This window comes from Vagococcus bubulae (assembly GCF_003950315.1).
GTDB lineage: Bacteria > Bacillota > Bacilli > Lactobacillales > Vagococcaceae > Vagococcus > Vagococcus bubulae.
Map to the genome: position 1 here is coordinate 21,568 of NZ_NGJT01000008.1, position 14,737 is coordinate 36,304.

The following is a 14,737-nucleotide window of genomic DNA, read 5'->3' on the forward strand; positions in this document are numbered from 1 at the left end:
ATATTTTTATTTTAATTTTTATTTCCAAATTTTTCTGTGTACTCTTCATAATCATCGACAATCATGAAATACCCTTCTGGATTTTTTCTGTATTGTAATTGTGGAATTAATAATAGTCCAATCACGACAACAGCTACCCCAACATAACCTAAAACTTTCATGATAACTGTGAATAATGGCCATGCAGTTGCCCAGTCAAACATTCCAATGTAACCACCGTATTGAGATAAGCCAATCCATGTTGCAAATAACGCTGACATTCCCACTTGAATAAGACCTGAAATGAATGGGAAAATACAAGCTGCTTTAAATCCACCTCTATTGTTTGCGTAAACAGCAATAACAGCATTATCAAAGAATAATGGGATAAATCCTGCAATAACAATGGTTGGTGATTTAAATAATATTAGTAAAGCAATCATGACAAATTGTCCTAATGCCCCAAATAAGAAGCCGATTGTCACGGCATTTGGTGAACCAAAACCAAATGTTGCTGCTACGTCAATCCCTGGTACAGCTCCTGGTAAAATAGTATTTGAAATTCCTTGGAATGATTGAGTTAACTCATCAACGAATGTTCTAACACCTAATTGTAAAATGGCTAAATATACAGCAAAGTTTAGTGACGTTGTCATAATATAGAATAAGAAACTTTGTCCTTCTTTCATAAATTCAGCTTGAATGAGATAATCTTGACCTAATACAAGTAAAATAATTCCAAAGAAGAATAACATTAAAATTGATGTTGCCACCATGTTTTCATTAAAAATAGATAAAAATCCTGGTAATTCAATATCTTCCAATTTCTTATCTGCATTTTTAGATTTGCCTTTTTTCTCATCACGTTTTTTCATAAATTCAGCTAACTTAGCAAAGATAAAAATACCAAACATTTGTTGATGGGCGATAGCAAAACCTGCTCCATCCGTTAAATCTTGTGTAATATCCACTGTTAAGTTAGAAGCCACTGCCCAATAACTACCTAAAATAAGTCCCATGAAAATTAGCACTTCAATTCTACCTAAATCTGGGAAACAGAATAATAAAATCCAAAAGGCTGTTGCTGCTTGTTGAATTTGCACATTACCTGTTGTAAAGACAGCTCTTAATTTTGTGTATTTTTGGAAACGAACCAGTAAAATATTCATAATAAACGCAATTAAAAGTAGAATCATGACATCTCCAAATGTTCTACCAAATGTTTCCATTAAACCTGCATCAACTGCATTTTGTCCAAAATACGGGTCTGTTACCATTGCATCTAAGTTAAACCGTTCTTTCAGCCCAACTAAGATAGGTCTAAAGTTATTAACCAATCCACCTGAACCGACAGATAAAATAAAGTAACCGACTGTAGCCTTTAAAAATCCTGCTAAACACTCATACCATGGTCGTTTTAACAAAATATAACCTAATAGAACAATAAACCCAATTAAATATGCCGGTTGTGTTAAAATATTTTCAGCAAAATAAGTCCAAATACTTAATAAGAAATCTCCCATTCCTTTTTCCTCCTATATCATAGATCATACTTTGTCATGACACGTTTATAATCTTCAATATTTTCCGTGTCCACTAAGTCTTCTATCAACCCTTCTGTCATTAATAATTCTGATAAATTTTGAATGTTTGTCATATGTTCTTCTGGATTTTTGGCTGCTAATGTAAAGAAAAGTATGGCTTCTTTTTGTTCTTCATCATCAAATGTTACTGGTTGTTTTAATTTAGTGAATGAAATAGCTGTTCCAAACACACCTTCACTCTTTTCAGAAGAGTGAGGCATGGCAACTTGAGGAACAATCACAATGTATGGTCCATGTTCTTCCACACATGAAATAATTTCTTCCACATACGTTTCATTGATAATGTTTTTATGTTGTAGCAAATCACAACTTTCTTGTATTGCTTCTTTCCAATCAGTAATCTCTTTATCTGAGTATTTCACTAAATCATTGTCATAAAAATATTTCAACATAGTTAGCTCTCCTTTTTATAAGAATGAAGTAAATGGTGTGTCATTTTCTACTGTAAACACATCATCAAATCCACGATAGAAGTTAAATTCTAAATCATCTTTGTTGGTTGGGTAAGTGAATTTCCCTCCCACTTGCCAAATATATGGTTTGAAATCATATTTCAAACGATCTTTTTTGAATTTCCAAATTTCGGTAATTTCTTTTGGATCTGCCATAAAGTTTGCCCAAATATCATAATGAACTGGGATTACCACTTTAGCATTTAATGATTCAGCCATTCTTAACATATCAACAGATGTCACTTTATCTGTAATCCCCCTTGGATTTTCTCCATAAGCTCCTAAACAGACATCAATTTTATGCTCGTTTCCATGCTTAGCAAACATATTTGAATAATGTGAATCTCCTGCATGATAGATATTTCCGCCAGATGTTTCAAATAAGTAGTTAACTGCAATTTCATCCATATCTTGTGGCATTTTTCCTTTTAACACTTCATTTGGATCATCACATGTCACTAAGGCTGTTCTATCGAAGGCTTCTAAAGCGACAATATTCACATCTTTAATTTTCACTTCATCTCCTGGTTTTACAATGATTGTTTTTTCTTCAGGAATTCCCCATTTCAACCAAGTATTCACTACTTCTTTTGGTCCAACAAATTTTGCATCAGGGCAATTTTGGTGAACAGCTGCTGCAGTGTTAATATCTAAATGGTCTGAGTGAATATGGGTAACAACTAATGCACTCACATTTTTTATTTCAAATGGATCAATGACAAAAGGTTGTGTACGTAGATTCGGTTGCATTTTTTGAACCCCACTCATACGCATCATTTGATGGCCTTTTTTCATTGTGCCATCTCCATGAGTTCGTTTTCCTGTCCCACACCATAAATCACATAAAATGTTTGTTCCTTCGTGAGATTTTAACCAAATCCCTGTACAACCTAACCACCACATAGATACTGTTCCAGCTTCAACAACTGTTTCTTCAATTTCTTCGTTTAAATAAGTTCCCCACTCAGGAAAAGTTGATAAAATCCAGTTTTCTTTTGATACTTCATTAACATTATTAGCCATATTTTGATTCCACCTTTTTCTTTTTTCGTTTTCTACACTTTTAATATAAGGTAAAAAAATCACAATGAAAACCCTTTTTTATGACCGTTTGATTTTTTTATGATTGTTTTGTTTAATGTATGCGTTTTTAGTATATAATAAATTTATAAAAATCATATAAGCGTCAAAAAGGAGGTTGGCTATGAAAAGTTCTATTGATACAATTGCAACGAGGCACGAAAAAATTCTTTCTATACTAAAAGAAAAAAAAGAAATGAGCACAGAGCAACTAGCAAGTGATATAGGCGTTTCACTTAGTACAATAAGAAGAGATTTAAACATTTTGGAAGAAAAAAATGATGTGATTAGAAAATATGGGTATTGTATTTATAATGAAGTCAATCATAATTATGATGAAACAGGACCTGAAACAATCAAAAAACAAATTGGGCGAGCAGTAAAAGATTATATTCGAGATTATAATACGGTGTTTATTAATTCAAGTTCGACAGCATTGGGAGCATTAGACTATTTTACAGCTAAACACTTGACGATTGTTACCAATAATTTAAAAGTAGCCTATAGTTCTCATGACAATGAGTATAATTACATTTTAACGGGTGGTGAACTACGATTTCCAAAAGAAGTACTAGTCGGTGACATCGCGACAAATACGATTACATCCATGAACGCAGATGTCTGTGTCATCGGTTGTAGTGGTGTTAGTATTGAAAATGGCGTCACAACAAAAATTTTTCACGAAGCAAAAATTAATGAATTGATGATTAACCAAACGTTTGAATGTCGTATTTTAGTTGCAGACCATCGTAAAGTTGGGAAAACATCTAAATTTAAAATCTCTGATATTTCTATCTTTGATTACCTTATTACGGATAAATATTGTCCAACTGATATTATCAAACAAATTGAATCGATGGGGGTAACTGTTATCCAAGTGCAATAAAAAAGCGTGTGATTAGTCTATTCTAACTAATCACACGCTTTTTATGATATTACTGATTCAACAAATTTAGGTGTCAACACTCTCAAATCATCGGTTATTTTATCCGCTTTTGATTGATCAATTGGATCATATTCAGGATTTGAAAAAGCCAGACAATACATATCAGCATGTTTAGCTGCCAAAATTCCATTGGTTGAATCCTCTACAACTAAACATTTATCAGGTGTTACACCAAATTCTTTTGCTGTTTCCAAAAATATTTTAGGATTTGGTTTTGATTCACCCACTTCTTCGGCTGATTTTATTAAAGAAAAATAATCTTTTATCCCTAGTTGAGTCAAATGTTCTAAAATCAGTTTTTTACCAGTTGATGAAGCAACTGCCATAGGGACATTCCCCTCTTTTAATCCTTTTAATGTCTCTAAAACACCAGATATCAACTCTACTGGTTCTGTTTCAAACAGATATTCTAAAGACTCTTTACCTTGGACTTTTAATTCATCAACACTTTTGGGTAAATCAAAATCGGATTTTATCCCACTCCAAATGTTTGTTTGAGTCATCCCACAATATTTTCTAAAATCACTGATACTAGCTTTTTTACCGAAAAATTCGACCACACGTTGTTCACTTTTCATGTAAAACTTCTCTGAATCAATCAATACACCATCCATATCAAAAATAACTAATCGATTATCCGTCATTGTCTTCCTCCTAGTAGTTACTCAATAGAATACTTGTTATATAAACTAAACCAATCTTCTCTAAAGTCTGCCACGGCTTGATCCACAGATGACAAATTCATTCCACTGTCTAATATATCTGTTCCAATTGTGACAGCATGAGCGCCTGAATAAATAGCCGAATTCACCTGTAAAACATTTTTAAAACTAGCAGCTAAAATTTTTGTTGATGATTGACTTGTTTTAATAACCTCACTTAATTCTAACAAGACTTCACTAGATTGAACACCTAAATTTTCCATTCGATTATAGTAAGGAGCGATATAATCCGCCCCCACATTAATCGCCATGATTCCTTGAAAGGTTGAATAAATAGCTGTAGCAGTCACACCTATTTCCATTTTTTTCAACTCTTTCATCACTTTTAATCCATCCAAGGTTGTTGGAACTTTTATATAAATATCTGAATCAATCTCCCTAATCAATGCCTTAGCATCTGTCATCATCTCTTCATATGTTTTTCCTATCACTTGAACATGTAACGTTTTATCAAAACCTATTACTTGTCGAATGGCTTTCATATGTTGATAGAAGTCTACTCGACCTTCCTTTTTAACAATAGATGGATTGGATGTTACCCCATCAATTTCTAAACAATCATTATACAAACGAATGGTTTCAAGATTAATTGTATCTAATAAAAATTCCATTTAATAACCACCTTTTTTATTGAATTGAAATAATTGTGCCAATACTAATCGTTGGTAATGCTTTTTCTTCAACATAAAGTGTTCCAGGTAATTCCGCTTCTGTTGATCCATCAAATTTGATGGTGATATGACCTAAATCTGAGAGATTTTTTTTCACAACATCTCCTACAGCTGTAATGGCATAAGTATTGTCATCAAAACTCACTGTCATACCTTTTTCAATATCTTTTTCGATATTCTTTACTTCAATGTTAAAGCAATAATCTGATAATGTACTTGGGGCATTTTCACCAAATAAGATAATCATGTTTTCTGATTTAAACATTTCTGCTTCGCTACCAATGTTAATTACGTTTGTTTCAAATACTTTTTCCATTTAAAAAATCTCCCTAATCGTTTAAAAATTTTATTGATATAATCCAAAACTTGCTAACCATGCTACTACAACACGGGGAACACCATTTAAAAATCGTGAGTACAATACTGATGGCACACCAACTTCTACTGTTTCAGCTTCTGCTTCTTCTAATCCTAACCCTACTGGGATAAAATCACACGCATTTTGTGTATTAATAGCAAATAATGCTGGTAATGCTAATTGTGGTGGTATATTTCCACGTCCAATTTCAACACCAATTAATGTTCCGATAACTTGACTGATAACAGCACCAGGTCCAAGCAATGGTGATAAGAATGGTAATGAACAAATAAATCCAATGACCATTAAACCAATTGCATTCCCTGCAAGTGGTGACATGATTTTAGCAAACCAATCACCCACACCTGATCCTTGGATAATTCCGATTAATAATGACACAAAGGCCATAAACGGAATCACCGTATTAATCATTGTTTGAACACCTTCACGAGCTGATTGGTTAAAGGTTGCTACGACTTTACCCGCTCCCATACCAATTTTAGCAATAAAACTTTGTTGTTCAGCACGTTGTTCAGTGATTTTTTTGTCTGTGCTGTATTTATATTCTTTTTTCGGCTCTTCTGTTTTAGTAGTAGCCGTTGTACTTTCTTTAGCGTCTACTAACTCAATTTGATTTAATCCAACTGCCGATACATAGATGGATTCTGTAATATATTGTGCTAATGGACCACTTTTTCCAGTTGGAACAATGTTAATTGTTGGAATTTCTTTTTTAGGGTAAATGCCACATCGTAATGTCCCACCGCAATCAATAATAGCTAAAGCGATTTCAGAATCAGGAATAGATGTTTTAAATCCATTTACTGCTTCCATGCCTGTTAATTCAACAATTTTATCGACGATAGCAGGTTTTTCTCCCCCACCAGTGATATAAATAAATTTATGTTTTTCTTCAGTTGGTGTAATAATAAGCGGGCCACCAAATCCCCCACTACCTTTTGTTACTTTTATACTTTTATATGACATCGTTAATCCCTCTTTTCCTAGTTTGCTAATGTATCAACTGTTTTGCTTAATGTAATGCCTTGTTGTTTACAAACAAAAGCTGTTGTGTAGTCAGTTACCCAACCACCAATAAAGTTCATCACAATCCCTACTAACATATAACGGATAGCTAATTCCATTGTGTTTAGTCCTAATTGTTCAATTCCTGATGCAATCCCTAACCAAACAAATAACTCACCTGGGTTAATATGAGGAAAGACACCATTACTAGTGTGGCAAAATTGTGCTTGTGCTGCATAATAACTTGGTTTGTAGTATTCAGGTAAAAAACGAGCCATTGTAAATGACATTGGGTTTCCTAACATAAACGCTGAAATGAATGGTAACAATAAATAACGAGTAAATGGATTTTTAGCGGATACTTTCGCTACCTTAACCACACGTTCCTCTCCTAGAAAAGCAATTAATGTATTCATTAATACCATCAACATTAAAACAACGGGTACAATCCCTGACATCCAACTAATAAAGGTTTGAGCTCCTGTTTGGAACAATCCCATAAATCCTTCAGCAAACTGTGTAACATATTCCATTATTAAACACCTCTTTTTAATTTTGTTTGAATTTTTTCTTTAAATAAATTCGCTTGTATCTTAGCTAACACAAATGGTGATACTGGCTTTTCTTCCACATAATTGCCTTCTTCAACGCGAATATATATCTCTCTTGCATTGACAATCGCTTGTCTCATCAATTTATTTTCTTGTTGAACCAGATCATTATCTGACACAAGAGACGTGATAAATTGTCCATTGAATTGTGGCATTTGTTTAAATTTTGCCATTACCGTAACTCCTTGCATTTTGACTGATTCAATGATTTCGCCTTCTTTTGATACGGCAAACATAACGATGGTTCCAGCCTTAAGTTTACCAGCTCGACGACCGATAGCTACTTTCCCTTTTCTTCGTAGCTGCTGATAGGTTTGATTAAAATGTTTAATTTGTTTCATACCAAAAACTATTTGAAGCAAATAAGCTCCTATACCAAACGCTCCTAATACTATCATGAAATTCATTTACACTACCTCTTTCCATAACCAGTCATAAAACTCTTCTGAACTATTTAATTCATATAATTCTTTCGACTTTTCTTTATCTGATGTGATTCTTAACATATTATCGTATAATTGCAATAATTCGGCTTCGACTTTTTTGGTCATTTCTTGTGGTATTCCAACCATAAAAATAAATCGTATCTCCTCATCACTGCTGCACTTATTCCCTAAAACACCTAAATGAAACACGATTCGATTATTTCCTTTATTCAAAGCATGAGGAAATGCAATCCCATTACCAAAAACAGTGGTTTGCTTATTTTCCCTTTCAATAATCCGTTCCTCAAATTGTGCATCAACTTGCTTTTTATCCCGTAACACTTCAATCATTTGTGATAGTTGTTTGTGATATGTTGAAGCTTTTTTCATGTGAGTGAAAGAAAAATCGACATGCTCAAATTGTAGCTGATTCATTTTATTCACGCGTCGCCATTCCGAATGTAGCCATTCATCATTAAATAAATTTGTAATCCGAATTAATGGAATCTTATCATCTATGTTCTTTAAAGGAATTGTTGTAAAAACAGCAAAATAATTTGATAAATCTATTTCTTGATACTCTATTTCTGTATAGGTTTCTAACTTGATGTGACTGCCTAAGACTTGATTAATTTGTTGCTTCATTAAATTAGCTGTTCCTTTACCTGTATTGCAAACAATCGCAATTTTTTTATCTTGAGGGCGATTTTTTTTCATCATCAGTTCAAAATAAACGGCTAAATAACTAATCTCAGCTTCAGAAGATTGTCTACCTATTATTTCTTCAATCTTTTCCATAGCAACTTTTGCTACTTCATACGCAAATGGGTATTTTTTCTCTAACTCTCCATAAAAATAATCATAATTATCAATACGGAAAATCAAACGATTTAATAAATACAACAAATGAAATCGCATCTCTGTATATAACTCTTCTTCATCAAATTCAACACTCATCAAGTTAGAAACATGTTGCATCATCTGGTCAAAAATTTCTCTGATAAACGGCTCGTTCATATAAACTTTTTCCACAGCACCTGTGTTGCTGATATTTAAAGGAAAACTAATAAAATCAATATCATACTGACTTAATGTCATTTCATACAACGATTCTATTTGATAAATTAATTGATCAAATGATTCGTCATGCCACTGATAGTTTGTATAATGTGGAATAGGTTTATTTAACTGATGTTGCTGATGAATCCTCATCAGTGTGATTTCCAACACTTTTTTCCAAGTATTCACACTGTTGGTTGGTATATTATTTTCAAGTGAGTACGTTGTCATGTAAGAAGAAATATTAGGAATAAAGTAATTGCTTGGGTAGTAATCATAAACGTGATGTAGATACAACAACCGAATATCAAATTCATTTCCTTCTATCTTCAATCCTTTGTTAGGTGTTCCTGAGATAGACACACCAAATTTTTCAATCACTTTTTTTATTTCCTTCAAGTCTCTTGTGACAGTTCCTCGACTTGTTTCTAATTCTTGTGCCAAGTCATCAATCAATAAATAATCATTTGTATCAATTAAACGTTTTAAAATATAAGCAACCCGTTTTTTAACGGAATTAAAATCCGTTTCTTGTTTTAGTTCGCCATTCATAATACTTTCAAATGCTGTGTAGTCAATTATTTCCAATAAATAGTAATCATTGATTTTATTAATTTTTAAAACTGATTCTAGCTGCCCTTTTAACAACGTTAATTCTTTTTTTAATGTTGGCAAGCTAACCCTTACAATATCTCTTAGTTCTGTTTCTTTTATTTTCTCGTAAGAAACCAATACATTTAATATGTCATACCATGTATCAATCTGAGCCAAGTGAACCCCTCACTTCTTTTATCCTCTTGTTTTACCTCCAGCAACATTAGTTGTTACTCCTGTGACATAACTTGCTCTGTCAGACATGAAATAACATACTAGATCAGCTACTTCTGATAATTTTCCACTTCGACCTAATGGAATGGTGCTTGTTTTACTATATCCAGCTCTTAACTCATCTACAGTAATGTTTCGTGTATAAGCTAATGCTGTTTCATAAGATAATGTTCTTAATCCTGTTTCTTCCATAATGCCTGGTGCAATACCGACAACACGTACACCTTGTTTTCCAAGTTCTTTTGACCAAGAACGAGTAAAACTATTCACGGCTGCTTTTGTTGCGGCATAACAACTTTGTCCTTCTGATCCTTCTAATCCAGATTCTGAAGACATATTGATAATGACACCTGATTTTTTCGCAACTAAAATACGTCCTACAGCTTGACTCATTAAGTAAACACCTTTTTGGTTAACTGCGACCATTTTGTCAAAGATGGCATCTGATAACTCATATTCACTGTGTGATTCTTTAGCATCAACCAATAATCTTGGAATATTAATGCCGGCATTATTAACTAAGCAATCAACTGTTCCAAACGTTTCAACTACTTTGTTTACCGCAGACTCAACTTGTTCTCTATTTGACACATCTACTGGTAAAAATAACAAGTTTTCATGTTTTTCTTTACCTTCAGATAAATCAAAATTAGCGACTTTCACATCTTCAGCTAATAACGCTTTCACAATTGCTGCACCAATACCTGAAGACCCCCCTGTAACAATTGCTACTTTTCCCATTGTGTTTAACCATTGACTCATCTTTACCACTCCTACTTCTTTGATAAATAAAGTATAGAACGATTTTTTAAATAAATTAATACAACATTTTTTTCACAAAAATAAAATAGTCGATATTAATTTATACAAAAAAATAAAAAAGACAGGTTTTTAAAAATAGGTAAAGACAACAAAAACGCCTCTCTTTTTTACTAACAAGAGGCGCTTTTGGCTAACTTATTATACTAAACTCCCTATGAAACAAAACTTACACTGACTTTTTTTCTAACATCTAATCTTTTAAATTTCTATTCATACCGACTTAAACTTTGTGAAAAATAATAACCTAAAAATAGGTAAGTATTTTTAGGTTATAGTCAAATGATAACTATATATAATATTATTCGGCTAAATAATGTTAGTTTATCCATGTCTATTTGATTGACAATATTTAGTAAAAAATAACATCAATAAATATTATAAAAAAATACTGAACAAATTCATTCTACACTATCGCGAAAAAAAAATAAATAAGAATTCTAAAATGATTGTTTCATTTCGGAATTCTTATTTTCATTCTTTATCTACAACTCTGGTAAAACAACTTTTCTATAGTCATTCAGTATTTCCTCATGTATCTCTTTTACACTTTTAAGTTTATTAACTTGGCAAACGATTTGTCCTGCCATTAAAGAACCATTTTCAACATCACCATCAACAACAGCTTTTGTTAGAGATCCCATTGTTAATTTTTCAAGCTCTTCTCTAGCCACATCTTTATTTTCAAGTTCGATATAATGGGCTGTCATCTCGTTTCGAATCGTTCTAACAGGTGCACCATTTTTTCTACCTGTAACAACCGTTGATGTTTCTACTGATTCTATGACTTTATTTTTATATTCTTGAGCAATTGGACACTCCTCTGAACCTAGGTATACTGTTCCCATCTGAACACCAGAAGCTCCTAGAGCAAATGCAGCTGCCATGCTTTTTCCACTTGCAATTCCCCCTGCTGCTAAAACAGGAATTGTCACAGCATTTGTCACAGCTGTCACCAAAGGCATCGTTGCAACTTCTCCTATGTGTCCACCAGCTTCCATTCCTTCAGCAACAACCGCATCTACTCCCAAATCTTCCATCTTTTTAGCTAATTTTGCACTAGGAACAACTGGGATGACGATGATATTTGCTTCTTTTAATCGTGACATATATCGTTTAGGTGTCCCTGCACCTGTTGTGATTATTTTCACATTATTAGCTATAATAACATCAATAATTTCATCACAGTTCTCCATCATCAACATCACGTTTACGGCAAATGGTTTATCTGTTAGTGTTCTCGTTTTGTCTATTTCTTGTTTTAATTGTTCTCCACTCATACCTCCAGATGCAATGATGCCTAACCCACCAGCATTTGACACGGCAGCTACTAGCTGTGAAGTTGATATTTGAGCCATTGCTCCTTGAAAGATGGGGTATTGAATTCCTAATAATTCTGTTATTTTTGTCATGATTGTTCTCTCCTTTGTATTATTTAAGACCAAGAGATTACTCTCTTGGTCATTAATCATTTAATTTTCATATTGTTTGATACTTCTAGCTACTGGCCATTTATCAAAGAACGTATTCATAAACAACATCGGCATCATATAAACAAATTGTCCACCCATAATCCCCAACATAGGATGACCAATACCTAAATCATTGCCACCAAATGGCCAAACATGAACATATTTAATCCAAAGTATCCCTAATAAGCTTCCAATAACGAGTACAATGATTAACTGACTCATTATCCTTTTGAATACTGAAGGCATCACAGACTGATTTGGGTAATCATCAAAATGATGGTGCCACGTTAATAATACATTAATAATAGTTAAAACAAAACTAGCTACGGCTAAATCCGGTGCTAATTCAACTGAATTAGCTAATGGTGTTAATAAATTTCGTAATAATGGTAAAAAGATACTTGCCCCAATCACTGCAATCACAAGTCCAATCAATCCAGAAATCGGTTGTTTCGTTGTTACTAACTTCTGTGGGTAACCTTCCCCACCTTCAGCTGGTAATAAGAAAAAGAAAATAAATAATTGACACCATGCTAAAGCAGTTGGCCAACTTCCAAATGGCGCAGTGGTTATATCTACTCCGTCTAATTGCAAAGTTAAAAAACTAGGAACAATAAAAGCAATCCAATTTAATAACGCAAGAAATAATCCTAAAAACAATGTTCCAAAAGCAACAGCCCATGGCTCTTTCGTGTATTTACTAAAAGGGTAGCGTCCAAATAAACTAGCTAATGGAATTTGTGCTAATATAACTGATAATGCAAAAAAGTTAATCGCTGCCCAACCTTTAATTGCTAATAATCCTTCAATATCATTTCCAGGTCTAAATAATAATTGCCAACTAAATGGTTCCCACCATAACCCTAAAAATGTGACAAATAAACTAAACCCAATAATGCCAGATAAAAAAGCTAAACCAGTGTATCTCATACCTGCTTGTGGTTGTTTTGTTGTTTTAGCATATTTTCCATAATTTCCCATATTTAACGTAAACCAAACCCAAGTTGATATAATAATCCAAAAATAAGTGCCTTCTACCGATTCTTTTAGAAAATGATTTTTTACCTCACCACTCAAGTTAGCTACTTGACTTCCCCCAATAGCTAAAAGAATCATTTTCCATAAGTTAGACCAAATAATCCAACCAATAGATGCTACTAAAACAATCACAATCACAGATAATATCCCACTAATTATCGGATTTTTCGATCTCTTTTCCATTACATACTTTTCCATGGCTTCCTCCCTTTTATTATTGAGGGATTAACTTTGACTAACCCCTCAATAACTCGATTCGTTATAAAGTCATCTCTTTCACATCATCAGATACAATGACGGTTGCTTCTGTTTTTTCTAATACTTCTTCTACAGACACTCCAGGTGCTACTTCAGTTAATAAAAGTCCACCTTCCACTACTTCAAATACAGCTAAGTTCGTAATAATTAAGTTCACAACGCCTGCTGCTGATAAAGGTAATGTACAGCTTTTCAGTATTTTTGAATTTCCTTTTTTATCAGTATGTTGTAGAGAAGCCACTACTTTTTTAGCTCCGACTAATAAATCCATTGCTCCACCCATACCTGGACTTAATACACCAGGAATTAACCAGTTAGCAATGTCTCCATTTTCTGCAACTTCTAATGCTCCTAAAACGGTCATATCTACATGACCACCACGAATAATTGAAAAGGATGTCATCATATCAAATGTTGAAGCCCCAGGTAATAACGTAATAGGGGCACCTCCTGAGTTACCTAAATCAGGATCAGACGTTTCGGCTGTCGGTGTTGCACCAAAACTCAAAGCTCCATTTTCCGCTTGTAAGAAAACATTGATTCCTTCTGGGATATAATTAGCTGCAGCATTAGGAATACCAAAACCTAAGTTAACAACTGAGTTATCTGTAAATTCTTGTGCTATTCTTCTTGAAATAATTTCTTTAGGATTCATTAGTCTACCTCCACTTTTAATTGATTCGTACTTGACCATAATTCATTAAAGTATGCGTGTGCTTCTTCAAATGTATCGCCTTGAACAATGTAGTCCACCAAAGGACCAGGTACTTCTACATAATCAGGTTCAATATCTCCTACTTCAACGATTTCATTTACTTCAGCAATGACTGTATTTGCGGCTAAAGCCATTTGTAAAATAGCTGATTTACTTGTGCCGCGTGCTAAAATATTACCTTCTTTGTCTGCTTTAAATCCTCTAATCAATGCGTAATCCGCTTTCAAAGGTTTGTAGACTAAATATTCTTTTCCATCAATTTCCATTAATTCATGATCTTCTTGTTGTTGTGTTCCTACACCAACTGGCGTAACAACCGCTCCTAAACCGGCACCACCTGCATGAATTCTCTCAGCTAGTGTTCCCATAGGACAAAACTCAATTTCAACTTCATTATTTAAGTATTGACGACTTAATTCTTTTGATGTTCCCACATGTGCCCCAATATATTTCTTAACTTGTTTATTTAAAAATAACTCTTCTACGTCATGTACTTTCCCTGGATAAGACGCCACTGACATAATCAATGTTAAATCGTTGATGTCTTTATTCTCTGCCAACTTTTCGATTAAACGAATAGGAGAACCTACTCCTAAAAAACCTGAAATCATAATGCTTGAATCTGGTTTGATTAATTCAATTGCTTCAGATACTGTTTTAATTTTATTCATGGT

General features: G+C 33.4%; 16 protein-coding genes. 1 reads left to right on the plus strand and 15 read right to left on the minus strand.

Annotation, left to right across the window (positions count from 1 at the left end; translation table 11 throughout):
* Positions 1-11: 11 nt before the first annotated feature.
* Genes CBF36_RS05685 through ulaG form a run of 3 tightly spaced genes read right to left on the minus strand, consistent with a single transcriptional unit; the run spans position 12 to position 3,058 of the window.
* Positions 12-1,502, minus strand: coding sequence for a PTS ascorbate transporter subunit IIC (locus CBF36_RS05685; RefSeq protein ID WP_125957382.1), 1,491 nt, complete (start codon positions 1,500-1,502; stop codon positions 12-14).
* A gap of 17 nt (positions 1,503-1,519) precedes the next feature.
* Positions 1,520-1,975 (minus strand): PTS sugar transporter subunit IIA, encoded by a 456-nt coding sequence (locus CBF36_RS05690; protein WP_125957384.1) that lies wholly within the window; start codon positions 1,973-1,975, stop codon positions 1,520-1,522.
* 15 nt (positions 1,976-1,990) lie between these two features.
* Complete coding sequence (gene ulaG, locus CBF36_RS05695) at positions 1,991-3,058, minus strand: L-ascorbate 6-phosphate lactonase (RefSeq protein ID WP_125957386.1); 1,068 nt, start codon at positions 3,056-3,058, stop codon at positions 1,991-1,993.
* A gap of 181 nt (positions 3,059-3,239) precedes the next feature.
* Here ulaG and CBF36_RS05700 point away from each other — a divergent pair, with 181 nt between their 5' ends.
* The gene (locus tag CBF36_RS05700; protein WP_125957387.1) at positions 3,240-4,001 is read left to right on the plus strand and encodes a DeoR/GlpR family DNA-binding transcription regulator; all 762 of its coding nucleotides are present in this window, start codon (positions 3,240-3,242) and stop codon (positions 3,999-4,001) included.
* A 41-nt stretch (positions 4,002-4,042) separates the two neighbouring features.
* Here the strand turns inward: CBF36_RS05700 and CBF36_RS05705 are convergent, their stop codons facing one another.
* From CBF36_RS05705 to CBF36_RS05760, 12 genes are all read right to left on the minus strand, one after another.
* Positions 4,043-4,705, minus strand: coding sequence for an HAD family hydrolase (locus CBF36_RS05705; protein ID WP_125957389.1), 663 nt, complete (start codon positions 4,703-4,705; stop codon positions 4,043-4,045).
* A 17-nt stretch (positions 4,706-4,722) separates the two neighbouring features.
* Positions 4,723-5,394, minus strand: coding sequence for a fructose-6-phosphate aldolase (locus CBF36_RS05710; RefSeq protein WP_125957391.1), 672 nt, complete (start codon positions 5,392-5,394; stop codon positions 4,723-4,725).
* A gap of 16 nt (positions 5,395-5,410) precedes the next feature.
* On the minus strand, positions 5,411-5,770 hold the full coding sequence (locus CBF36_RS05715; RefSeq protein WP_125957393.1) for a PTS glucitol/sorbitol transporter subunit IIA: 360 nt from the start codon (positions 5,768-5,770) through the stop codon (positions 5,411-5,413).
* Positions 5,771-5,800: 30 nt separating this feature from the next.
* Positions 5,801-6,799: a PTS glucitol/sorbitol transporter subunit IIB gene (gene srlE, locus CBF36_RS05720; protein ID WP_125957394.1), complete on the minus strand. Its 999-nt coding sequence runs from the start codon at positions 6,797-6,799 to the stop codon at positions 5,801-5,803.
* Between the two features lie 17 nt (positions 6,800-6,816).
* Positions 6,817-7,371 carry a PTS glucitol/sorbitol transporter subunit IIC gene (gene srlA, locus CBF36_RS05725; RefSeq protein WP_125957396.1) on the minus strand — a complete coding sequence of 185 codons (555 nt, stop codon included), beginning with the start codon at positions 7,369-7,371 and terminating at the stop codon, positions 6,817-6,819.
* Positions 7,372-7,373: 2 nt separating this feature from the next.
* The gene (locus tag CBF36_RS05730; RefSeq protein ID WP_125957398.1) at positions 7,374-7,856 is read right to left on the minus strand and encodes a transcriptional regulator GutM; all 483 of its coding nucleotides are present in this window, start codon (positions 7,854-7,856) and stop codon (positions 7,374-7,376) included.
* A complete protein-coding gene (locus CBF36_RS05735) occupies positions 7,857-9,704 on the minus strand; it encodes a BglG family transcription antiterminator (RefSeq protein ID WP_125957399.1) in 1,848 nt (615 codons plus the stop codon). It abuts the gene before it with no gap.
* 18 nt (positions 9,705-9,722) lie between these two features.
* On the minus strand, positions 9,723-10,523 hold the full coding sequence (locus CBF36_RS05740; RefSeq protein WP_125957401.1) for an SDR family oxidoreductase: 801 nt from the start codon (positions 10,521-10,523) through the stop codon (positions 9,723-9,725).
* A 542-nt stretch (positions 10,524-11,065) separates the two neighbouring features.
* Entirely contained in the window at positions 11,066-12,052 is a 987-nt protein-coding gene (locus CBF36_RS05745; protein ID WP_270279656.1) for a DUF561 domain-containing protein, read from the minus strand.
* Entirely contained in the window at positions 12,053-13,288 is a 1,236-nt protein-coding gene (locus tag CBF36_RS05750) for a hypothetical protein (protein WP_125957404.1), read from the minus strand.
* Positions 13,289-13,349: 61 nt separating this feature from the next.
* A complete protein-coding gene (locus CBF36_RS05755) occupies positions 13,350-14,003 on the minus strand; it encodes a 3-oxoacid CoA-transferase subunit B (protein WP_125957406.1) in 654 nt (217 codons plus the stop codon).
* The gene (locus tag CBF36_RS05760) at positions 14,003-14,734 is read right to left on the minus strand and encodes a CoA transferase subunit A (protein WP_125957407.1); all 732 of its coding nucleotides are present in this window, start codon (positions 14,732-14,734) and stop codon (positions 14,003-14,005) included. The genes CBF36_RS05755 and CBF36_RS05760 overlap by 1 nt, the downstream gene beginning before the upstream one ends.
* Between the last annotated feature and the right edge of the window lie 3 nt (positions 14,735-14,737).